Annotated in this window: 23 protein-coding genes; 2 read left to right on the plus strand and 21 right to left on the minus strand. The window is 66.1% G+C overall.

The genetic code is table 11. From position 1 onward, the window contains the following. Positions 1-29: 29 nt before the first annotated feature. From OLW90_RS07215 to gdhA, 8 genes are all read right to left on the minus strand, one after another. On the minus strand, positions 30-1565 hold the full coding sequence (locus OLW90_RS07215; RefSeq protein ID WP_319649421.1) for a polyamine aminopropyltransferase: 1536 nt from the start codon (positions 1563-1565) through the stop codon (positions 30-32). After that, positions 1562-1978 (minus strand): DUF350 domain-containing protein, encoded by a 417-nt coding sequence (locus OLW90_RS07220; RefSeq protein WP_319651849.1) that lies wholly within the window; start codon positions 1976-1978, stop codon positions 1562-1564. The genes OLW90_RS07215 and OLW90_RS07220 overlap by 4 nt, the downstream gene beginning before the upstream one ends. A 32-nt stretch (positions 1979-2010) precedes the next feature. Continuing rightward, the gene (locus OLW90_RS07225; protein ID WP_319649422.1) at positions 2011-2436 is read right to left on the minus strand and encodes a DUF4247 domain-containing protein; all 426 of its coding nucleotides are present in this window, start codon (positions 2434-2436) and stop codon (positions 2011-2013) included. Then, complete coding sequence (locus OLW90_RS07230; RefSeq protein ID WP_319649423.1) at positions 2433-2909, minus strand: DUF2617 family protein; 477 nt, start codon at positions 2907-2909, stop codon at positions 2433-2435. The genes OLW90_RS07225 and OLW90_RS07230 overlap by 4 nt, the downstream gene beginning before the upstream one ends. Positions 2910-2914: 5 nt before the next feature. Further along, positions 2915-3523 (minus strand): DUF4178 domain-containing protein, encoded by a 609-nt coding sequence (locus OLW90_RS07235; RefSeq protein ID WP_319649424.1) that lies wholly within the window; start codon positions 3521-3523, stop codon positions 2915-2917. Between the two features lie 177 nt (positions 3524-3700). Continuing rightward, positions 3701-5323 carry a DUF6114 domain-containing protein gene (locus OLW90_RS07240; RefSeq protein ID WP_319649425.1) on the minus strand — a complete coding sequence of 541 codons (1623 nt, stop codon included), beginning with the start codon at positions 5321-5323 and terminating at the stop codon, positions 3701-3703. Further along, entirely contained in the window at positions 5313-5882 is a 570-nt protein-coding gene (locus OLW90_RS07245) for a DUF6230 family protein (RefSeq protein WP_319649426.1), read from the minus strand. Before OLW90_RS07245 ends, OLW90_RS07240 begins: the two co-directional genes overlap by 11 nt. Before the next feature lie 301 nt (positions 5883-6183). After that, a complete protein-coding gene (gene gdhA / locus OLW90_RS07250) occupies positions 6184-7527 on the minus strand; it encodes an NADP-specific glutamate dehydrogenase (protein ID WP_319649427.1) in 1344 nt (447 codons plus the stop codon). A gap of 170 nt (positions 7528-7697) precedes the next feature. Between gdhA and OLW90_RS07255 the strand changes: the two genes are divergently transcribed. Further along, positions 7698-8858 carry a glycerate kinase gene (locus tag OLW90_RS07255; protein ID WP_319649428.1) on the plus strand — a complete coding sequence of 387 codons (1161 nt, stop codon included), beginning with the start codon at positions 7698-7700 and terminating at the stop codon, positions 8856-8858. Here OLW90_RS07255 and OLW90_RS07260 read toward each other — a convergent pair. After that, positions 8828-9226 (minus strand): hypothetical protein, encoded by a 399-nt coding sequence (locus OLW90_RS07260; protein WP_319649429.1) that lies wholly within the window; start codon positions 9224-9226, stop codon positions 8828-8830. The genes OLW90_RS07255 and OLW90_RS07260 overlap by 31 nt on opposite strands. An 83-nt stretch (positions 9227-9309) precedes the next feature. On the opposite strand from OLW90_RS07260, the gene OLW90_RS07265 reads away from it, so the two are divergent. Further along, positions 9310-10563, plus strand: coding sequence for an amidohydrolase (locus OLW90_RS07265; RefSeq protein WP_319649430.1), 1254 nt, complete (start codon positions 9310-9312; stop codon positions 10561-10563). 180 nt (positions 10564-10743) lie between these two features. On the opposite strand, the gene OLW90_RS07270 is transcribed toward OLW90_RS07265, so the two are convergent. From OLW90_RS07270 to OLW90_RS07325, 12 genes are all read right to left on the minus strand, one after another. Further along, the gene (locus OLW90_RS07270; RefSeq protein WP_319649431.1) at positions 10744-11652 is read right to left on the minus strand and encodes an NAD(P)/FAD-dependent oxidoreductase; all 909 of its coding nucleotides are present in this window, start codon (positions 11650-11652) and stop codon (positions 10744-10746) included. Between the two features lie 63 nt (positions 11653-11715). After that, positions 11716-13164, minus strand: coding sequence for a pyruvate kinase (pyk, locus tag OLW90_RS07275; RefSeq protein ID WP_319649432.1), 1449 nt, complete (start codon positions 13162-13164; stop codon positions 11716-11718). 108 nt (positions 13165-13272) lie between these two features. Next, positions 13273-14163 carry a prolipoprotein diacylglyceryl transferase gene (lgt, locus tag OLW90_RS07280; protein ID WP_319649433.1) on the minus strand — a complete coding sequence of 297 codons (891 nt, stop codon included), beginning with the start codon at positions 14161-14163 and terminating at the stop codon, positions 13273-13275. A 38-nt stretch (positions 14164-14201) separates the two neighbouring features. Continuing rightward, the gene (locus tag OLW90_RS07285; RefSeq protein ID WP_413464460.1) at positions 14202-15095 is read right to left on the minus strand and encodes an indole-3-glycerol phosphate synthase TrpC; all 894 of its coding nucleotides are present in this window, start codon (positions 15093-15095) and stop codon (positions 14202-14204) included. 75 nt (positions 15096-15170) lie between these two features. Then, positions 15171-15854, minus strand: coding sequence for a TIGR02234 family membrane protein (locus OLW90_RS07290; protein ID WP_319649434.1), 684 nt, complete (start codon positions 15852-15854; stop codon positions 15171-15173). Next, a complete protein-coding gene (gene hisI / locus OLW90_RS07295; protein WP_319649435.1) occupies positions 15851-16219 on the minus strand; it encodes a phosphoribosyl-AMP cyclohydrolase in 369 nt (122 codons plus the stop codon). The genes OLW90_RS07290 and hisI overlap by 4 nt, the downstream gene beginning before the upstream one ends. Next, the gene (gene hisF / locus OLW90_RS07300; RefSeq protein ID WP_319649436.1) at positions 16216-16980 is read right to left on the minus strand and encodes an imidazole glycerol phosphate synthase subunit HisF; all 765 of its coding nucleotides are present in this window, start codon (positions 16978-16980) and stop codon (positions 16216-16218) included. The genes hisI and hisF overlap by 4 nt, the downstream gene beginning before the upstream one ends. A gap of 3 nt (positions 16981-16983) precedes the next feature. After that, on the minus strand, positions 16984-17907 hold the full coding sequence (locus OLW90_RS07305) for an inositol monophosphatase family protein (protein WP_319649437.1): 924 nt from the start codon (positions 17905-17907) through the stop codon (positions 16984-16986). Between the two features lie 64 nt (positions 17908-17971). Continuing rightward, positions 17972-18745: a bifunctional 1-(5-phosphoribosyl)-5-((5-phosphoribosylamino)methylideneamino)imidazole-4-carboxamide isomerase/phosphoribosylanthranilate isomerase PriA gene (priA, locus tag OLW90_RS07310; RefSeq protein WP_319649438.1), complete on the minus strand. Its 774-nt coding sequence runs from the start codon at positions 18743-18745 to the stop codon at positions 17972-17974. A gap of 35 nt (positions 18746-18780) precedes the next feature. Beyond that, positions 18781-19416 carry an imidazole glycerol phosphate synthase subunit HisH gene (gene hisH / locus OLW90_RS07315; protein WP_319649439.1) on the minus strand — a complete coding sequence of 212 codons (636 nt, stop codon included), beginning with the start codon at positions 19414-19416 and terminating at the stop codon, positions 18781-18783. A 29-nt stretch (positions 19417-19445) separates the two neighbouring features. Further along, the gene (locus tag OLW90_RS07320; protein WP_413464461.1) at positions 19446-20813 is read right to left on the minus strand and encodes an MFS transporter; all 1368 of its coding nucleotides are present in this window, start codon (positions 20811-20813) and stop codon (positions 19446-19448) included. Beyond that, the gene (locus tag OLW90_RS07325; RefSeq protein WP_319649440.1) at positions 20810-21019 is read right to left on the minus strand and encodes a hypothetical protein; all 210 of its coding nucleotides are present in this window, start codon (positions 21017-21019) and stop codon (positions 20810-20812) included. The genes OLW90_RS07320 and OLW90_RS07325 overlap by 4 nt, the downstream gene beginning before the upstream one ends.

Here is a 21019-nt window from a genome sequence, read left to right on the forward strand (position 1 = left end):
GCTCCCCGCAAACACATCATTAGCGCTGGTCAGCGATACCCCTTGCGCATGTCCTCCACGATAAAGGGCCTATCCAGCGTGGATGGTTCCATCCGCCTCGGGCCATTATCCTGGCCGAAAACGCTCGCCGCAGCCAGCACCTCCGGGCTCATGTACCGCAGCGGCGGGGCATCCTGCGGCAGGCTTAACGACGCCCCCTTGGGCGCGCACAGGTGAAAGCCCCAGTCGCCAAAGGTGGGCACCATGACGTGATAGGGGAACACCTCCCCGCACCCGGCGGCTTGCAGGGTGGAGTGAACCCGCCAAAACACCTCCGGGGTGGAGTACGCCGAGGAGGCCTGCACCGTCATGCGTCCCTCCGGGGCCAAAACGGAGCGCGCCAGGGTATAAAACTCCTCGGAATATAGCCGCGCCATCGTCTCATTATCCGGATCCGGCAGATCAATAATCACGGAACCAAAGGCGGTGCCGTCCCCGCCTCGGCGCAGCCAGGTAAAGGCATCATCCACGATAACCTCCACGTTCCTGTTCTCCAGTGAGCCACCGTTATCCTCGCGCAGGACGGTATTGGCCACCTGAATGACCTCCGGGTCCAATTCCACCTGCACCACCTGGGCATCCATGCGGCTTAATTCCCGCGCCGCCAAACCATCTCCGCCCCCGATGACCAGCACCCGCTCCCCCTTTTCCCGCAGCGCGGGATACACCAGGGATTCCGTGTATCGGTATTCATCGCGGGTGGAATACTGCAATCCCCCATTGAGATATAGCCTGCGATCCTTTCCCCGCTGGGTGACCACGATGTCCTGGTATTGGGATTGATGCGCGTACACCACGGGGTCGGAATAAAGCTGCTGGCGCGCGGTGACCACCCACGCCGGGGAGAGGAAGATCAGCCCCAGGATCATCGCGCAACCCACCAGCAACCCCAGGGTGGCCGCCCACAGCCTGCGCCGCGATAGCCGGGAGCGCAGCACCACGCAGGCCAAAAAGAGCGCCGCCACGAGATTCAGTAGCCCCGCCGCCGCGGTTCCCCGAATCAACCCCAGCCACGGAAGCAGGAGAAAGGGCCAGGCCAATCCACCCAGGAGCGCTCCCGCGTAATCGGCCACGTTCAGGGTGGCCACCACCCGCCCGGCCCCACGGGCATCCACGCTCTTACCCTGCTGCACCAGGGTGAGCAGGAGCGGCAATTCCGCGCCAACCAGCATGCCGATCACGGCGGTGGCCAGTACCAGAAGCAGCAGCGATTGCCCCACCAAGGCAAAGGCCGCGTACAGCGCCATCGCGGAGAAGCCACCCACCACGCCCAAGATGGCCTCCACCGCGAGGAAGGATTCCGCGGGCCAGCGCAGCAGCGGCCGCACCGCAAAGGCCCCCAGGCCCAGGGCCGCCACGTACCCGGCCACGATGAGGGAGGTCTCCACGATCCCCCCGCCCCCGGTGGAGGTGGCCAGGGAGATCAGCGCGAGCTCATACACCAAACCGCAGGCGGCGCATACCGCCACGGAAAAAAGAAGCAGGAAGCGCCAGAGGCGCTGCCTGCCCATATTTCCAGAACTCATGACATGCACGCGGCATTAATCGCCGCCACCACGACGAGCGCCACCGCTACCACCACCGTGCCCGCGCGCAGCCGGGGATCCTCCACCAGACCCCGAATCCGCACGGGGATCAGCGCCTCCATCGCTATCAGGGCCAGGGCTTGCAGCACCAACCCCACCCCGGCATACGCGGCCGTGGTGGCCAGGCCGGGAAGTAAATCGGACGGGGAATGCAGGATAGCGGAACAGATAATGATGCCCAGGGAAACCTGCTGCGCGCTGGCGATCAGCGCCGCATTGGGCAGATGGTGAGCAAAGATCAACCGCACCAACTTTCCCGGGGTCAGCAGATCAAGCAGCCCAAATCCCACCAGGAGAATCAGTACGGAAAGCGCAAAATAAGCAATGGTGCCCAGCACGGCGCTCATCAACATTGTCACGGCCCTTTCTTAGGAATTAACCGAATCTACTTCACGGAACCAACACCGGAACCCGATCCCGAGGAACCCCCGGAGGAATTACTCGGCGAACCGGGACTAAAGCCGGGGCCCAGATACACAAAGGCACCACTATTCATGCGCCCCAAATCCTCCACATTGATCCGGCAGTCCTCGCCCGATCCGGTGATCTCCACCACGTTATTCTTGTAGCGCAGATATACCGCTCCGGTGGCCTCATCCGTGGCCCGGGAGCGCGCCGAACCGGCGTGGCGCTCTATCTCATCGGCCACCGCGTTGGGATCATCGTGGCAATAGAACGTATTGCCCTGGGCGCGCTCAAAGTGCTGGGGAACCGCGTCCCCCACCGCCGTATCGGAGGAACGCACCACAAGCAAAATCACCGCCAGCAGGGCGCAGCACACGGCGGCCACGTAATAGTGAAAGGGTTTCACGCTCGCACCTCACTCCGCGTCCTCACAATTGCTTTCTGCCCAGGGTAACAATGCCTGGTCTCCCACCACAGCGCTTCACCCGTCACCCCGGCACGCAAAGCGGTGAGGTGGTGCGGGCCCACCCCTGGGAAACGCACCACGAACCACTCCGGTGCGATCCCCAGCGCATAAGCCTCGTGCTCAAAGTCCGCGCCGCGATCAATGCGCACGTCAAGGCGATAACCCTTGCGTTTCCACGCATCCGGCAGCGGCCTCATACCCTGGGGTGCGGTGGTGGAAATCTCCTCGCGCACGTACAGCCCCTCCCGGGTGTACGCGCTGACGATATGCGAGGCCCCCAGCACCGCGAGGTGGAGGCGGTATTTCCCCCATCGCTGCCAGCGCTGGGCCAATACCTCCGGCAGCGGCCCGTTAAGGCGCAGCGCAAGATCCTCCGCGCGGACGTCGGCAGGCTCTACCTGTGCGTCAATCATGCGGCTCACTCTCGCGGGGCCGGGTAGACGGTGACTTCCCCCGGGGCAATGGTCTCCCCCACGGAGGCCTCCCATGCGCCGGAACCAAACTTCTCCAGCCCCAGGAGTTTCGCCCCGGAGCGATCGGCGTAATCGTAGAACTCCACCTCGCCCGTTGCCGGGAGCCCGGTGTTGCCCTCGCTACTGAACTGCGCCATGCCGCTTTCCTGGTAGGCGTATTCCACGCCCTCCACGCTCTGATTCTTACCCGGGCTCAGGGCAAAATCCTCGCGGGTGCGCCACCAGGAAAGTTTGAGCTGGCCCTCGTCCACCTCCGTGGAGAGCCACTCCCCGCCCCTGCCGCCATCGAGCAGGTGCTCGTGCCAGGTGTAATAGCCCTGGCGCACGGTGATAGTGCCGCGCACCACGTAATCCACGCCGCCGCGCGCCACGATGGCCCCCGGCCCCAGGTTCTCCGGGCCGAACTTCTGCTCGTCCTCCCGAGCCATGTGGGCAAAGGGGTCCTGGCGCGGTTGCGTCCGGGCCACCTGTTCCTGAGACTTTTTCCACCCCTGGTAGGCCAAGACCACCGCGGCAATCACGAGCACCACAATGATGATGAGAGGAATCTCCATGAGCGCATACCGTCCTTTTACCTCATTAACTTAAGGAACCTCCCCAGGGTATCCGATATGCACTACTCCCCGTGGGATGGACCGAAAATCAAGGTCCGCCCCACGGGGAGCGAGTCACTACCGGGAAAACTACGCCACGGTTCTTGCCATTACTGCTTCACCGCATCGCGCGGAGAATTACTCCGCCCGGAAGGTGGTAACGGGAGAGGCGATCAAATCATCGGAGGAAATGTAATACGTATCCATCGTTCCGTTGAGCATGACCATCTGATCGGAGAGAACATCTGGCACGCCCACGCCCAGGGTTTGCAGGGCGGACTTGAGTTCCTCCGGAGGCATATCCGCACTGAGGTTCAGGGACAAGGGCAGCGTCACTCCGGCCACCTGCGGGGTGACCTCCACCGCGTGCACGATGATGTGGAAGTTCCCGTTCAGGGTGGTGATGGCACCGGGCTCACTGCGCTTCCACACCGGGGGCACCCCGGAGGCATCGCCGGGGAAGCGCACCGAGAGGTTATCCAGGATCGCGTGATCCGCGTCGATCCTGATTGCCTGGCGCGGTCCCTGAGCGGTGTCGATGGTGACGTAGGAGAATTTCACGTTCCCCACCAGGGAGGTCTTATCCGTCATCACGGTGTAGCGGTTGCCGCTGGGCGGCACCGTCCACGCGATGGGCTCCGGCGGGGCGAGGTCCAGTCCCGGGATCTGCGGCAGCGGGGCCGCGTTGATCTTCTCCATGATGTCCCCGTTGAGGATCTCCTCGCCGCGCTCCCGGAGTTCCTCCGGGGTGGGCAGCGGGGGCAGTTCCGGCAGGCCGGGCAGGCCCGGAATGCCGGGAATGGCCGGGGGCGCGGCGGGGACATTGGCATTACTGTCCCCGGGAGGAGTTTGCGGCTGCTCCCCCGCCGGGGGCTGCGGGGAGTTCTCCTCCTCCTGGGGCAGGAAGGGGATCACATCCTGAATCCGGGGCAGCAGGGCCTGGTTTGCCTCGGCGGCGGGCTGCTCCATCATGGATACGCCCAGGGCCGTGGCCACCACGGCAGCCGCAGCCCCGCTCCCGGCGGCCCGCCGACGCTTCTTCTTACGCTCCTTGGGTGCCTTATCCGCCTCCGTCCAGGACAGCGCCAACGCACCTCCGATGAGGGCCAGCAGGGTTCCCACGCCAAAGCCACCGAAGTTCGAGGTGGGCAGGGCCACCACGCCCAGAATGAGGGAAACAACGCCGGTGAGGATTCGTCCCTCGCCCCGGAACCAGGTGAGGAAGCCGGAGACGATGAGCAGCGCTCCGATGATGAGGGTGGACACCCCGGAGATGGTGGATACCTGCACCTGGATATTGGAGATCTCAAAGGAGAGGTATGCGGGGGTCATAATCACGGCCCCGGCAAAGATCATCACCAGCCCGGCGCCGAAGGGGCGCTGCTTGCGCCAAGCAGTAAAGCGCCTGTTATTCTTCTCCAGCTTTTCCGTGGTGCTCTCCGAGGGAGCATTGTTCTCGGCACCCGTGCGAGCGACACCCGAGGAAGCCTGAGCGGCCGCCACAGGAGCGGGCCGCTCCCCCGGCGCCTCAGATTCCGCTGCCGTCGCCACAGCAGACCCCTCGGAGGCGGAGTCCTCCCACGCGGAGTAATCCGCAGCGGGCTTTACCCGCCCCTCCGTATCCTCCGTACCGGAAGCGTCCGCAGCGTCCACGGTTTCCCCTGGCCCTGCGGGATCGTCGGAAGCGATGCCTCCCACCACGGGGCCGAGGTCGCGCGTGATCTCGCTTTCCTCTTCCTCGTGCGGGTGCTTAGCAGACACTCTTGTCCACCTCTTCAATGGTGATCTTCGCACCCGCCGCAGTGAGTTTATCGGCGGCCACGGAGGCGGCCTTGATCTTCTGATCGCTGGCCACCAGGCCCTGGGCCACGATGGCGCTCGCGCCCGGCTCCGCCTTATCGGAGAGCTGCTGGGCATCCACGCCGATCTGCGGCTTGATCATCGTGAGGGAGCCGTCAAGGTTCTTGGCGCCGATCACCAGGTTCGAGGCCGTGGTGTTCGGGCCGTTGGCGATCATCTGGAACTTGCGCTCCCCCAGGCCCGGAACGTTGATGGGCATGGACATACACATGTCGCTGATGGTGGCCTCTTCGAGGCGCAGGCGCGTCACGCCCGTGTTGCCGTCACGCATTTGCTCGTTGTCCACAAAGAGATTCATTCCCTGGGAGTCGAGGCTGCCCACCTGCATGGAAAAGATGGTGTTGGACAGAGCCAGGTTGGCGGACAGGCCACCCTGGGCCATCGCCACTCCCATGCCCGCGGTAACCAGTCCACTGCCAGCCATGATGGCTGCGAATCGAATCTTCCTAATGTGCCCCACGGCTTTCTCCTAACCAGGCCTGAAGTGATAGCAACCTCAAGGTATATCACAGGTGAGGGGTACCACTTTATTGTTTCCTGTCACTACGAAAAGGGATACTAACACCTTCCCCGCTACTCCGCGCAACTTTTTCCATAAAATTTTCACCCGACTAACCTCCCCCACGCCACCCCCGCGCGCAGCGGCATACCCCCGCGAGAGTCAGGCCCACACCAGAGAGTATTCCCCGATGCGGGCCTTCCCGCCGGACACCGCAGCCCCGTCAGCACCACGAGCGCCCGCCCCCATCATCAAGGATGAATTAGATGATCCCCTGGGCCAGCATGGCGTCGGCCACCTTCTTGAAGCCGGCAATGTTCGCGCCCACCACGTAGTCACCCTCGTGTCCGTACTCCTTGGCAGTGCGATCGGTCGCCTTGAAGATGTTGGACATGATCTTGTGCAGGCGCTCGTCGGTGTACTCGAAGCTCCAGGAATCGCGGGAGGCGTTCTGCTGCATTTCCAGCGCGGAGGTGGCCACGCCACCGGCGTTGGCGGCCTTGCCCGGGGCAAAGTGCACGCCCTCCTTGCGGAATACCTCGATGGCCTCGGCCGTGGAGGGCATGTTAGCACCCTCGGCCACGTAGCGGCAGCCATTGGCGGCAAGCGTGCGGGCGTGCTCGCCGTCCAGCTCGTTCTGGGTGGCGCACGGCAGGGCGACGTCGCAAGTCAGATCCCAGAGGCTGCCCTCGGTGTGCAGCACGGCCCCCTCGGCCTCCGCCACGTACTCGTTCACACGGGCGCGGCGCACCTCCTTGATTTCCTTGAGCAGTTCCACGTCCACGCCGTTGGGGGTTTCCACCCAGGCGGAGGAATCGGAGAACGCGATCACGGTGGCGCCGAGTTCCTGGGCCTTTTCGATGGCGTAGATGGCCACGTTGCCGGAACCAGAAACCACTACCTTGGCACCGTCAAGCTTCTTGCCGTGGGCCTTCATCATTTCCTCGGTGAGGTACACCGCGCCGTAGCCGGTGGCCTCGGTGCGCACCAGGGAGCCCCCCCAGGTCAGGCCCTTGCCGGTGAGCACGCCGGACTCGTGCTGGTTGGCCAGGCGGCGGTACTGCCCAAAGAGGTAGCCGATCTCGCGGCCGCCCACGCCGATGTCACCGGCGGGGACGTCGCGGTATTCACCGATGTGACGGTGCAGTTCCGTCATGAAGGACTGGCAGAAGCGCATGATCTCTCCGTCGCTCTTGCCCTTGGGGTCGAAGTCGGAGCCGCCCTTACCGCCGCCGATGGGCAGGCCGGTGAGGGAGTTCTTGAAGATTTGCTCGAAGCCCAGGAACTTGATGATGCCCAGGTTCACCGAGGGATGGAAGCGCAGGCCGCCCTTGTAGGGCCCGAGCGCGGAGTTGAACTGCACGCGGAAACCGCGATTGACCTGCACCACGCCCTCGTCGTCCACCCAGGGCACCCGGAAGATGAGCTGGCGCTCCGGCTCGCACAGGCGCTGGATCAGGCCGTAGTCCGCGTAGTGGGGGTCCTTTTCCAGCACGATCTTGAGGGAGTCCAGCACCTCGGCCACGGCCTGGTGGAACTCCGGCTCTCCGGCGTTGCGCTTGAGCAACATGTCGTAGTAGCTGGATACCTGCTCTTCAATGGACACGGGGGTTCCTTTCTCTCGCGGCACCCGCCGCCTACCCTCTGGCGGTGCGGCGCGCGCCGGTGTGTGATCGAGACATTTCAATTAAAGCACAGGTATTGCCCGAACGGAACAGCTTTTCTTTCACAACCAGACATTTCCCATGCTCAGAGCGGGTAAGTACCATTGGTCGAGTGACCGGAAATACGAGCCCCCGCACCGCAAACCCGTCCGTTAAAGCAACCTCCCCCACCCCGCACATCGTCATCGCCCCCGATTCTTTCAAGGGTCGCGCCAGCGCCCAGGAGGCCGCCGCCTACCTCGGGGAGGGCGTGCGCGCAGTGCTTCCCGACGCCGAGATCACCCTGGCCCCGATGGCCGACGGCGGGGAGGGCACCTCCGCCGCCTTTAGCGGCCGCACCATCACCCTGCCCACCACCGACGCCGCCGGACGACTCACCGAGGCCAGTTACCGCTACGACGACGCCTCCGCCACCGCCTACATCGACGTGGCAGCCGCCTCCGGGCTGCCCGCCGTGAGCGACCGCCCCGTGCCGCTGACCGGCGATACCTACGGCACCGGCGTGCTCATCGCGGACGCGCAGACGCGCGGGGCGCGCACCATCACCCTGGCTCTTGGCGGCACCGCCACCATCGACGGCGGCACGGGAATCCTCGTGGCCCTCGGCGCCACCCCCCTTGACCCGCGTGGCTACGCCGTACCCAAGGGCGGCGGCTACCTCAGCGCGATCCGCGACATCGACACCGCGCAGCTCAATATCCCCGCCGCCGCCAGCGAATGGGTACTGCTGTGTGACGTCCGCTCCCCCGCCACCGGCCCCGAGGGCGCGGCCGCCGTGTTCGGCCCGCAGAAGGGAGCCGAGCCGGAGGACGTGGAGATCCTCGACCAGGGCCTGACACACCTCTGCGAACTCCTGGAGGTCGATCCCACCACCCCCGGCATGGGGGCCGCCGGGGGCCTGGGCATCGGCCTGACCTGGCTCTCGCGCACCCTACACGGGGACGATTCCCACGTGCGCCTGCTCCCCGGCGCCCCCGTGGTGGCCGCCTCCCTGGGCCTGCCGGAACTCATCGAGCAGGCGGATCTGGCCATCACCGGGGAGGGCCGCCTCGATGAGCAGTCCACCCGGGGCAAGGTGGTGGGCACCATACTCGACCTCGCCCGCCCGCACCGCACCCCCGTGGCGGTGGCCACCGGCTCCGTGGCCGGGGAGGTGCCGCCCGGGGCGTCGCTAACACTCCTTGCGGATAACCCGGACGATCGCACCCAGCTTATCGACGCCGGGCGTCGCATAGCCCAGGACTACCTGCGTACCTCCACCGTCCAGGGGTAGTGCGCGGGCTGCTCGTGGGCGGCCTCATTGGCCAGCAGCACCGGGTCCTGCGGGAGATCGGCCTGCGGGGTGAGCATGCGAGACAGGCTCATGGTCAGCTCGTTGATGGAGCCCTGCACCCCGTCCACGTCGAGGGTGTAACGGTGCACGCTGGCGTCATCGAGGTCGCGGCCCTCGTGCTCGGTGCGGAAGATCTCCCGGAGTTGCTCCTCCACCCCCGCCGCCACCCGCGGGCTGGAGTCAAAGGAGAGTTCCGCGTGGCTCGCCTTGCCCGTGGAGCGCAGCCGCTCGCTGGCCGTGGTGAAGCCGGAACGCAGTTGTTCGGCCTGGTCACTGGGGATCAACACATCAAACTGAATCTGAGGCATGAGGCAAGCCTAACTAGAAATGCGCGAGAATGGTTCTATGATGGTGGCAACCCACATTTTTTCATAGGAGTGAAACGTCACCGATGGGCACCATTGCTCAGTTCTTGCAGACCAATTCTGTCGATCTGTCCTTCCAGCGCGCCTTCTACGAGGATCTTCACGAGCACCCGGAACTCTCCGGTCTAGAGCGCGCCACCGCGCAGCGCATCGAGACCATGCTGGAGCGCTTCCGCTGCGAGGTCATCACCCAGATCGGCGGCTTCGGGATCGTCGCCATCTTCCGCAACGGCGAGGGCCCCACCGCCCTCATGCGCGCGGACTTCGACGCCCTCCCCGTCAAGGAGGACACCGGCGTTTCTTATGCCTCCACCCGCGTCCAGGCCCGCCCCGACGGCTCCACCACCCCCGTCATGCACGCCTGCGGGCATGACATGCACACCACCGCCCTGATGGGCGTGTGCGCGCTTCTCGACGCCTCCCGCGAACACTGGAAGGGCACCTTCATCGCGCTCTTCCAGCCCGCCGAGGAGACCGGCACCGGCGCGGACGCGATGGTGGCCGACGGGCTTGCCCGCCACATTCCCAAGCCCGACGTCTGCTTTGGCCAGCACGTCATGCCGGGGCGCGCCGGCGAGGTGCAGACCATGCCCGGCCCCCAACTGGCCGCCGCCAACTCCATCAAGATCACCGTCACCGGGCGCAGCGCCCACGGCTCCATGCCGCACCGCTCCATCGACCCCACCTACCTGGCCGCCATGATCGTGGTGCGCCTGCAAGGAATCGTGGGCCGCGAGGTAGACCCCAACGAGTTTGCCGTGGTCACCGTGGGCTCCCTGCGCTCCGGCAGCACCAATAACATCATTCCCGATACCGCCGAGATCGTGCTCAACTGCCGGTTCTACAACGAGGAGGTCAAGCGCCACGTGCTGCGCGCCATTCGCCGCGTGGTCACCGCCGAGTGCGAGGCCTCCGGATCACCCGCGCCGCCGCAGTTTGAGTTCTTCTCACACGGGGAACTCACGGATAACTCCTCGGCTGTGTTTGACCGCGTGCGGCCCGTTTTTGACGATGTGTTTGGGTGTAACTCCGTGGACTCCGCCCGCTCCACCGTTTCCGAGGATTTCTCACACGTGCCCCGCGCGCTCGGCGTGCCCTACCTCTTTTGGCTGGTGGGCTGCACCCCGCGCGAGGTGTGGGACAAGGCCGTGGCCAATAACAGCGTGGGCCAGGACGTTCCCGTCAATCACATGCCCACCTTCCTCCCGGACTACGAACCCACCGTGGAGGCCGCCACCCGCGCGGGGGCGGCGGCGGTGTTGGCGTATTTGGGGAAGTAGGAACCTGAAACCGAACGGGGTTCGCCCATGCGTGCTGTCAAAGCAGAGGCAACGGAGCGAACCCCACCGCGTAGCCAGAAAGCCAGAGACGGTATATGCGGAAATGATACTGCCTATCCGTATCTTGTAATTTTCCGGCTCAGTTCCCCTCGACCCGGATAAACTCAATCAGTACTAACCTCATCCCATATCCTCCTCCACCAACATCGCATTCACCACGGCGGCGGCCTGGGAACCCGCCCCCGCGGCCACGGAGACGATCGCCCCGGGATTGCACACGTTGCCCGCCGCATACACGAGCGGGTGGGAGGTCTGCCCCATCTGGTTCACCTCTAAGGCCTCTCCCATCGGGGTCTGCGTCGTGGCCAGGTTCAATTCCTTGGCAAAGCCGAGGTCTAGGCGCAGCGTGGTGCCCACAAATACCGCGTCTACCGGATATTCACCGCCTGTGGTACGCACTGCGGTGAGCGAGCCCGGCTCCCCCACCAATTCCGTCACTGGCTCCGGGACAATGCTCACCCCATGAGCACGCAGCCGCTCCATGGCCTCCCACTCCCCGCCCTGCGTGAACCAGGTGAGGTCGCTCGTCCACTGAGTGAGCAGTTTCGCCTGATGATCGCTCATGGGCGAGGTGGCGATCACGCCTAAGCGCTTGTGCGCCACCTCGTAGCCGTGGCAATAGGGGCAGTGCAGAGCACCGCTGCCCCAATGCTGTTCTATGCCGGGGATCTCCGGCAGCACGTCCACTGCGCCGGTGGCCAGCAGCACGCGACGGACACGATGGGTGACGGCACCGGAGTCCGTGGAGAAGGTCACCTCCATGCCGCCCTCGCTCTCCGCGAGGCGAGTGACCGTTCCGCTCACAAACTCCACCCCGTAGGCCTGGGCCTCGACCCGGCCCGCCGCCACGAACTCCACCGGTTCCTTGCCATCAAAGCCCACTACGTTGTGCATGTGGGCGGCATAGCGGTTGCGCGGGGCACCCGCGTCTATCACAAGGGTGCGGCGCAAGGAGCGCCCGGAGGTCAAGGCCGCAGCCACGCCCGCAGCGGAGCCGCCGATGATGATGAGATCCCAATGGTGCGTCATGACGCCCCACCTTAATGAAAAAGACTCCCACTTGCAGTGGGAGTCTTAAGCGGTAAGAAGGCTCTACTCGTCCCCGCGCGCGGACTGCGCCTCAGCCTTGCTAAAGCTATCGCCCAGCAGGTGCACGTGGATCATGTTGGTATTGCCCTGGATTCCGGGAGGCGTACCAGCAACTACCACCACCATGTCATCGCGGGAGTATTCCTTCATCTCCAGCAGTTCCGCATTGACCTCTTCCATCATGCGGTCGGTGGAGTCCACGTCGTCCACCAGGAAGGCCTGGGTGCCCCAACTCAGCGCCAGCTGGGAGCGCACGGACTCATCGGGGGTGAACACCAGCAGCGGCAGATGGGAGTGCAGGCGCGCCACGCGGCGGGCGGTATCGCCGGAGGTGGTGAACGCCACCAGAGCCTTGGCCCCCAGGCGCTCGGCGATGTCGCGGGCCGAGTAGGAGATCACGCCGCGCTTGGTGCGCGGAATGTGGGAAAGGGGCGGCACCACGCCGCCATCCTCAGCTTGGCGCACAATGCGGGCCATCGTGCGCACCACGTTGTGCGGGTCCACGCCCACGGAGGTCTCGCCGGACAGCATGACGGCGTCGGCACCATCAAGCACGGCATTAGCGACGTCGGAGGCCTCGGCGCGGGTGGGGCGCGAGTTCTGAATCATGGAGTCCAGCATCTGGGTGGCCACGATCACGGGCTTGGCGTTCTCGCGGGCCACCTGGATCGCGCGCTTCTGGAAGAGCGGCACCTGCTCCAGGGGCACCTCCACGCCGAGGTCGCCGCGAGCGATCATGATGCCGTCGAAAGCAAGCACGATGGATTCCAGGGCATCCACGGCCTCCGGCTTCTCCAACTTGGCCACCACAGGCACGCGACGGCCCACCTCGTCCATCACCTGATGAACCAGGTCTACGTCCCCAGGGGAACGCACAAAGGACAGCGCGATGATGTCTACGCCCAGTTCCAGGGCAAAGCGGAGATCGCGGATGTCCTTCTCGGACAGCGCGGGGACGGAGACGTCCATGCCGGGCAGGGAAACGCCCTTGTGATCGGAGACGGGGCCGCCCTCTACAACCTTGCACACCACGTCGTTGCCGTCCACCTCAAGGCACACCAGGCCCACCTTGCCGTCGTCCACCAGCAGGCGGTCGCCTGCCTTGGCGTCGTTAGCCAGGCCCTTGTAGGTGGTGGAGACGCGATCGTGCGTGCCCTCCACGTCCTCGGTGGTAATGCGGATGATCTCGCCGTTCTCCCAGCGGGTGGCGCCCTCAGCAAAGGTACCCAGGCGGATCTTGGGGCCCTGGAGATCGGCCAGGATACCCACGGCCTTGCCGGTCTGCTTGGCGGCCTGGCGTACCCAGGCGTAATTCTTCGCATGATCCTCGTGCGAGCCGTGCGAGAAGTTCATGCGCGCGACGTTCATGCCGTCATTGACCAAGTCCAAGATGGCGGTCTCGCTCGCCACGGCCGGGCCGAGAGTACAAACAATCTTTGTTCTTCTATCCACGTTATTCCACCCTACTGCTAATCGCGTCCGATCTCCACGGATATGCGCCCGATTATGCCCACTCGTGTGGCATTGCCCGGGTTCGCTCCGTATGCCAATGTACCCGTCTTAGCGCTCGCTCGCCGCGCCCTCGGGCGCGGTCTCGGCGGCGTCGATAGTCCCGGTAGTCCCCCGCCTGCGTAGCGCAAAGAACGCGGCCACCGCCCCGGCGCACACCACCGCGGAAACGATGGTGTTGATCCGCAGGCCCCCCACCAGGGTGGCGGGATCATCGCGCATGAGTTCAATCCAGAAGCGGCCCACCGTGTACCCCGCCACGTAGAGGGCAAAGAGCTGCCCGCCGCGCAGCGTAAAGCGGCGATCAATCCACAGCAGCAACCCAAAGATCGCCAGGTTCCACAGCATCTCATACAGGAACGTGGGGTGCACCGAGGTCAAAACCTCCCCCGTGGAGGTACCCGTGACCGGGGCGTAGCGGCCCTGATCGTCCACCCTGCGGTAAATGTCCAGCGCCCAGGGAACATCGGTGGGGCGGCCATAGAGTTCCTGGTTAAACCAGTTGCCCAGCCGCCCGATGGCCTGGGCCAGGATCACGCCGGGGGCCACCGCGTCCGCGAAGGGGCCCAGCGCCACCTTTTTGCGCCGCAAATACCACCACACCGCCAGCCCGCCCAGGGCCACGGCCCCCCAAATACCCAGGCCGCCATTGGTGATCTTCAGCGCGTCCGCCGGGTTGGCTCCCTCCCCGAAGTACTTGGGCCAGTCCGTGAACACGTGATAGAGCCGCCCACCGATGATTCCGGCGGGAATGGCCACGATGGCCACATCCAGGACCACGTTGGGATCGCCGCCGCGCGCCGCATAGCGCCGGGTGGTCAGCCACAGGGCCACCACGATTCCGGCGATAATGCATATCGCGTAGGCGCGGATGGGCACCGGACCGAGGTACCACACGCCCTGCGGGGGTGAAGGGATATTGGCTAAGTAATCAACACGCACGCCTATCAGTGTGCCTTATCCCTCCGGCGGCCGGGTATCTAGTGGCTCGGTGCCCCCGTATTCTCCACACCCTCCGCGAAGCCCTCCCCGCCCCGGCGCGCCGCGCAGGCCGGGTGCTGGCCCGCCGCCGTGAGCGCGCGCAAACTGCCCCGGCTGCCGGGCCCCTGGCTCACCACCCGTCCCACCACCACGGCGTCCGCGCCATTGGCGGCATAGGAGAGCAGGTCGGCGGAGTCCTCCACCCCGGCCAAGCCCACGCACAGGGCGGATTCCGGCAGCCCGGCGGCGATCTCCGCAAAGAGTTCCTTATCCGCCGCCCCGGTGAACCGATCGCTGGTGTTAATGCCCAACACCCGCAGCCCGGCGTCGAGGGCGCGCCCGGCCTCCTCCGGGGTGCGCACCTCCGCCAGGGCCGTCATGCCGAGGGATTCCGCCCTATCGGCCAGGGCCGCCAGGCGGTACTCGTCCAGGTACTTCACGTGGAGGGGAATCACATCGGCGCCAAATACCCGGGCCTCGTGGATTTGGTAGGGGTCAAAGAATAACCCCCGAGCCATCACCGGCACGCTCACCGCCGCGCGCACCTGCACCATCGTGGCCAGAGCGCCCAAAAAGCGCTGCGGCTCCGAGTGGCAGGCGATCAGGTGTGCGCCCTCCTCCTCGTATCCGCTAGCCACCTCCTGGATACCATTCCCCCTGGCGTCCACGGAGGTCAGTCCCTGTAATTCCGGGATCACCCCGCAGCCGCTGCGCAGCAGCGCCCCAATGACGTCCCGGGCCGGGGCCACCGCGCGGGAGCGGGCCTTGATCTCCTGGAACGGCAGCCGAGCCTCGCGCAGGGCCAGGTGGTGGCGAGCAAGGGCGGGAATGGGATCAACAACCGCCGATAGCCCCATGATCGCCTCCTCCGTTATGTCCCGGACGTGACTCATACCACCTGTGGATTCCCCACACAGGATAATCGCTGCGCAGAACAGAGAAAAATCAGGCGGGTTCCCCGCGCCCGCTCACTTCCGCGCGGAACCGTCCGAATCCTCCGTGGGATCAATATCCGCGTCCAGCGCGTCCCACATCACCCGGCCGGAGTCCGGGGCCGTCTGAAGATCATCGCGCAGGCGTTGCTGGCGGCTCTGCTTGCGCTCGTAGCGATTCATCGTGGCCGCGTCCAGGCCGGGACGCAGGGCCAGAATCACCCCGCACACCAGGGCGATCGCCGCCCCAACCAGGCTCAGCGCCGGACCGGCGTAATGCAACGTCACCGAGGAGATTTCCGCCCACTCGGAGAGCGTCACCGGGCCCGTTTGGGTTCCGGTGGCCGTCTGTGCCCCGCCCTCCGCGCTGCTGCTGAGCAGGCTGTGCACGCGCTGGGTATCAATCTCCTGGGTCAGGGTGCGCACGGGAATCCAGGCGATCCCGGCTCCGGCCAGGGCGCACACGATGCCGACGACGCGGCGGCCGAGGCGTCGTAAAGCCAGCCCCGCCACGCAGCCCGCCGCCAGGAGCAGGGCCACGGCGGTGAGTTCCGTGGCCCAGGCAGCCCCGGTCAGGGAGGCGGAGGTGGCCCCGGATTTATCGTCAAAGGCGGCCACATCCAGCCAGGTCATGCGCGAGGCCGCCCAGTGCAATCCCGCCGCCATCGCCAGACCCAGGGCGGCCAGGCGGCCTGGTTTACGCGAGGCCGCGATGCTCATGAGCGCTCCCCCAGCAGCAAATCCGCGTCAAAGCAGGTGCGATCGCCCGTGTGGCAGGCTGCGCCCTCCTGCTCCACGGTGAGCAGCACGGTATCGCCATCGCAATCCAGGCGCACCTCGCGCACGCGCTGGGTGTGCCCGGAGGTGGCCCCCTTGATCCAGTATTCCCCGCGCGAACGCGACCAATAGGTGCCCTGCCGGGTGGCCAGGGTATGCGCCAGGGCCGCAGCGTCCATCCAGGCCAGCATGAGCACGACCCCGCTTTCCGCGTCCTGCGCCACGGCGGGCACCAGTCCGTCCGCATTGAAGCGCACCCGGCGCGCGATCTCCTCGTCCAGGGTATAGCGTTGCACCGCCGCGCTCATCGCCGCACCTCCTGGCCTGCCCGCTCCATGCCCTCCTTGACCTCCGCGATGGAGGTCACACCGAAGTGGAAGATCGAGGCCGCCAGCACGGCATCGGCCCCGGCCTCCACGGCGGGCGGGAAGTCCGCCGCGCTGCCCGCCCCGCCGGAGGCGATCACGGGAATGGTCACCGCCGCGCGCACCGCCCGGATCAATTCCAGGTCAAAGCCATCGCGGGTGCCATCGGCGTCCATCGAGTTCAGCAGGATCTCCCCCACCCCCAGGTCCTGCGCCTGGCGGGCCCACCGCACGGCATCCACGCCCGCGGAACGACGTCCCCCGTGCGTGGTCACCTCGAAGCCGGAGGGCTGCTCCGCGCTGCGGCGGGCATCCACGGAGAGCACAATGCACTGGGCGCCGAACTGCTGGGAGAGTTCCCGCAGCAACTCCGGGCGCGCCAGCGCGGCGGTATTGACCGAGACCTTATCCGCTCCGGCGCGCAGCAGGGCGCGCACGTCCTCGGCGCTGCGCACCCCGCCGCCCACGGTGAGCGGGATAAACAGGGCCTCGGCGGTGCGGCGCACCACCTCGATCATGGTGCCCCGCCCGGCGGCGGAGGCGCTCACGTCCAGGAAGGTCACCTCGTCGGCCCCCTCCCGCCCGTAGCGCGTGGCCAGTTCCACTGGGTCGCCCGCGTCCTTGAGGTCGGCAAAGTTAATGCCCTTGACCACGCGGCCTTCGTCCACATCCAGGCAGGGGATCACCCGTACCGCTAACGCCATCGGTTACCTTTCCGCTGTTTCCTTCGGGTGCTGTTGTCCCGCGTGCTGCTCCTCGTGGTATTCCACATACTGCTCCTCGTGCTGTTCCGCAGCGCACGGAGCACCCGATGATAATGCAGTCCTCATGGTACTCAGCAGCAGCGCGTGGGTGACGTGATCTCCCACCACCAGGCCGGAGGAATCCGGCGTCCAGGGCTGGCCCTCGGTATCCGTGACCACGCCCCCGGCCTCGCCCACCAGCAGGGCACCGGCGGCGTTATCCCAGGCGTGGGGGGAAAAGGAGATCGCCCCGGCAAAGATCCCCTGCGCGGCAAAGGAGAGGTCCACCCCCACCGAGCCGGTCACGCGCGGGCGCAAGTGCGTGCGGGAGAGATCAGCCAAGAGCCGGTGCCGGGCCTCGGTGGAGTATTCGCACCGCGTTTGGGAGGAGAGGGAGGAAAAACCCACCTGGGCTATGTCTTTACTGCTGTCTTTATCAGCACCGTTATCAGCGCCCTTATCCTGGGCCGCCAGCCGGGCCACGGGCGCACCATTGATCATCAGCCCGCCGCCTTCCACCGCGGTGAGCCTGCGCCCCAAAAGCGGCAGCGAACTCACCGCCAGCACCGGGCGCCGATCCACCAGCAGGCTCAACAAGATGGAGCACAGGGGGTTGCCTACCGCGTAATTGGCGGTGCCGTCGATGGGATCGATCACCCACACCGGCTCCGCGCCCAGGCTTCCGCCGCGCTCCTCCCCGTACACGGGAATCCCGGTGAGCTGAATGAGCATGGTGCGTGCGTATTCCTCAATGCGCACGTCCACGTCGGTGACGTACTCCCCCGGTGCCTTCTCGTGCCGCTCCCGCGTGCCCACGCCGCGCACAAAGAGCGCCTCGGCCTCGTCCACCACCGCCTGGGCTATGGCCAGTAGTTCTTGGGTATCCATGCGCCCTCCCTTGCGGCACCTAGAGTGTGTACAACCTTATGCGGCCTGCAAGGCCAGCGGGACGCTAATCCCCGAAAGCCTCCCCAGGCCTCTTGGCCCCATCAATCGCAGCCAACGCCGCCAGCGCCTCGCGCAGGCTAAAGGCCCCCTCGTATAGAGCCTTACCCACGATCGCGGAATCAATGCCCTCCCCGGACACCCCGGCCAGGGCGGTAATATCCGCCACCGTGGAGATGCCGCCGGAGGCGGTCACGGCGGCGTCGGTGGCCGCCGCCACCTCCCTCAGCAAGTCCACGTTCGGGCCGGTCAGCGTGCCGTCCCGGGATACGTCCGTGACCACAAAGCGCTGGCACCCCGCGGCGTCGAGGCGCTCCAGCACCTCCCAGAGATCCCCGGCGTCGGCCGCCCAACCCCGGGTCTTGGCTCGCCATTCGCCCTCGACTTCCTGGGCGGCGAGGTCGATGGCGATGAGGTCTCCGTGGCGCTCAAGCACGCGCGCGATCCACTCCGGGTTTTCTATCGCCGCCGTGCCGATGTTAATCCGCGAGGCCCCGGTGGCCAGGGCGCGCTCCAGGGAGGCATCGTCGCGGATTCCCCCGGCGAGGTCCACGGCGATGTCCAGGGTTCCGGCGATCTCCGCCAGAACCTCGTGGTTGCTGCCGCGCCCAAAGGCGGCGTCGATGTCCACCAGGTGCACCCACTGCGCGCCCTGCTCCTGCCAGGCCAGGGCGGCCTCCACCGGGCTGCCGTAGGATTTCTCCGTTCCGGCCGCCCCCTGGTGCAGGCGCACCGCCTTGCCATCGGAAATGTCTACTGCGGGCAGGAGTGTCAGGGTCATAACCACACAGTCTAACCGCGCGCTTGCGCCCCTGGCTATAACTGCTCCACCCAGTTCCGCAGCAGGCGCAGGCCCGCCTCACCGGATTTCTCCGGGTGGAACTGCGTGGCCCACAGCGGGCCGTTTTCCACCGCCGCCACAAAGCGATCCCCGCCGTGCTCCGCCCAGGTCACCGCCGGGGGCTCGGTGAGGTCATCTCCCTCAAACTCCCAGGTGCGCACGCCAAAGGAATGAACAAAGTAAAAGCGCTCCTGCGGGTCAATCCCCGCAAACATTGCGGAGTCCTGGGGCTGCTGCACGGTATTCCACCCCACGTGCGGCAGCACCGGGGCCTGCAACTGCTCCACCACACCCGGCCACTGCCCGCAACCCGGCGTATCCACCCCGTGCTCCACTCCCCGATCGAAGAGGATCTGGTGCCCCACGCAGATCCCCAGCACCGGCCGCCCACCGGCCAGGCGCTGCCCGATGATGCGCGGCCCATAAATGGCCTGCAGCCCCTCCATGCAGTAGGAAAAGGCCCCCACGCCCGGCACCACCAGGCCATCGGCCTGCGTGGCCACCTCCGCGTCCGCCGTCACGCTCACCCGAGCACCCACGTGCTCCAGGGCGCGCTGCGCCGAGCGTAAATTACCAGCACCATAATCCAAGAGAGCCACATGCGCAGACATGCGGATCATTCTACTGCGCTCATCGACGCTTATCGACGCCGCCGCACCAGCCGCCACGCCCGCCGCGCCGCCGGAATCTGCCGCAGGCGCGCGCGGGTGTTGTGATACTCCACGAGGCGGTGCCGCCCGGCGATCGCGTCCGCCGCCGTGAGCGCGATCCCCACCGCGATCAGCGCCGCCGCCGTGGCAAAGGCCCCGGAATACGCCGCGCGCGCCGCCACCGCGCCGAGCAAGAAGGAACCCGCCCCGGTGCCGGAATCATAGGCGATATTCCAGATCGCGGAGGCCTCGGAAACCTTAGACCTCGGCAGGCGCAGGAACATGGAAAGCAGCGCCTCGTTTTGCACCACCCCAAAACCGCCGCCAAAGGCCACGGCCCCCAGCACCAGCCACCACACCGAGCCCTCCGCCATGAGCACGGCGGCGGTGAGCGCCACGCCCAGACCCGCCAGAATCTGGCCCGGGATCATTAGATCCCCCGGGGTACCGCGCCGATCCGCGATCATGCCGGAGAAGTATCGGAATATCATCGAGGCCCCGCCCACGATGGAGAGCATGAACCCCGCCAGCAGCGCCCCCAGTTCCGCGTCCAGGGCCTTAACGGCGGCGGGCAAGAAGGAGGACACCGCCCCGAAGCTCATGGAGATGCTCGTGACGGCCAGGGCGGGCACCGTGACCAGCTTCCAGGTGGATACCGCGGGCAGCGGGCGGGTTTGTTGCTCCTCTCGGGCCTCCTTTCCGGCCTCCGAGGGCTCCGCCGGGGCCGCGCCCGACGCCTTGATCCTGGGAATACGCAGGCACATCACCCCCGCCAACACGCCCACCACGGCCGCGATCACGTACACGCCCGGATACCCCAGCGACGTGTGCGCCAGGGCGAGGCCCAAGGGAAGAAAAACCATCTGCGCTAAGCCGATGAACACTCCCAACATGCCCGAGGCCTTGCCCAGGAAGCGCACCGGAACCAACTCCGCCACCAGGGCCGATTCCGCCACCGTGAGCGCCCCAAAGCCCACCCCGCGCAGGGCGGAGAACAGCAGGGCGGGCACGGCGTCCATGCCCATCACGTATCCCAGGGAGGGCACCCCCAGCATGAGCGCGGAGGCCACCATCACGGGGTTATAGCCCACGCGCCGCAGCAACGCCGGGGTACACATCTGGGTGAGCACCGTGGCCGCCATGAAGATGCCGGTGGTGGCCCCGGCCAGCAGATCGCCACCGCCAGAATCCAACACCGCCGAGGGCACCACGGGGAGCAGCAGCGACCACGAGCCAAAGGCACAGGCCACCGCCACGAGGGTGGGAATATATCCAGGGGCCTGCCATACGCTGGTGAGCGGGGTTTTCTCCGTGTTCTTCCGCTGCTCGGTGCGATGGTCACGCCCCTGGTACGTCACTTAGTCATTCCTCCAATCAGCCACAGTATCGCTCCCGCGAGTGCGAGAGCTGCGAGGATACCACACACGATGGTGAGTTTCTTAGCCCCGTTTTGGTAGGCCGACCACGTCCCGCCCACCAGCACGCCCGCCACCGCAAACATGAGGTAGATGAACCAGTTATTCGTGCCTCCCGCCTCCTGTGCGGCGGCCATCCACGTCTCCAT

Origin of the sequence: Corynebacterium sp. 21KM1197, from assembly GCF_033783015.1 — a bacterium.
In the GTDB taxonomy this organism is placed as follows: domain Bacteria; phylum Actinomycetota; class Actinomycetes; order Mycobacteriales; family Mycobacteriaceae; genus Corynebacterium.

What these genes read in the sequence shown, in the direction of transcription:
- hisI (WP_319649435.1), bottom strand. Translation starts at nt 16,219, where the DNA reads ATGAGCGCGGCGGTGCAACGCTATACCCTGGACGAGGAGATCGCGCGC.
- priA (WP_319649438.1), bottom strand. Translation starts at nt 18,745, where the DNA reads ATGACCCTGACACTCCTGCCCGCAGTAGACATTTCCGATGGCAAGGCG.
- OLW90_RS07305 (WP_319649437.1), bottom strand. Translation starts at nt 17,907, where the DNA reads ATGGATACCCAAGAACTACTGGCCATAGCCCAGGCGGTGGTGGACGAG.
- OLW90_RS07265 (WP_319649430.1), top strand. Translation starts at nt 9,310, where the DNA reads ATGGGCACCATTGCTCAGTTCTTGCAGACCAATTCTGTCGATCTGTCC.
- OLW90_RS07235 (WP_319649424.1), bottom strand. Translation starts at nt 3,523, where the DNA reads ATGGAGATTCCTCTCATCATCATTGTGGTGCTCGTGATTGCCGCGGTG.
- hisH (WP_319649439.1), bottom strand. Translation starts at nt 19,416, where the DNA reads ATGTCTGCGCATGTGGCTCTCTTGGATTATGGTGCTGGTAATTTACGC.
- hisF (WP_319649436.1), bottom strand. Translation starts at nt 16,980, where the DNA reads ATGGCGTTAGCGGTACGGGTGATCCCCTGCCTGGATGTGGACGAAGGC.
- OLW90_RS07270 (WP_319649431.1), bottom strand. Translation starts at nt 11,652, where the DNA reads ATGACGCACCATTGGGATCTCATCATCATCGGCGGCTCCGCTGCGGGC.
- OLW90_RS07285 (WP_413464460.1), bottom strand. Translation starts at nt 15,095, where the DNA reads ATGAGTCACGTCCGGGACATAACGGAGGAGGCGATCATGGGGCTATCG.
- OLW90_RS07215 (WP_319649421.1), bottom strand. Translation starts at nt 1,565, where the DNA reads ATGAGTTCTGGAAATATGGGCAGGCAGCGCCTCTGGCGCTTCCTGCTT.
- OLW90_RS07260 (WP_319649429.1), bottom strand. Translation starts at nt 9,226, where the DNA reads ATGCCTCAGATTCAGTTTGATGTGTTGATCCCCAGTGACCAGGCCGAA.
- OLW90_RS07220 (WP_319651849.1), bottom strand. Translation starts at nt 1,978, where the DNA reads ATGTTGATGAGCGCCGTGCTGGGCACCATTGCTTATTTTGCGCTTTCC.
- OLW90_RS07290 (WP_319649434.1), bottom strand. Translation starts at nt 15,854, where the DNA reads ATGAGCATCGCGGCCTCGCGTAAACCAGGCCGCCTGGCCGCCCTGGGT.
- OLW90_RS07325 (WP_319649440.1), bottom strand. Translation starts at nt 21,019, where the DNA reads ATGGAGACGTGGATGGCCGCCGCACAGGAGGCGGGAGGCACGAATAAC.
- OLW90_RS07230 (WP_319649423.1), bottom strand. Translation starts at nt 2,909, where the DNA reads ATGATTGACGCACAGGTAGAGCCTGCCGACGTCCGCGCGGAGGATCTT.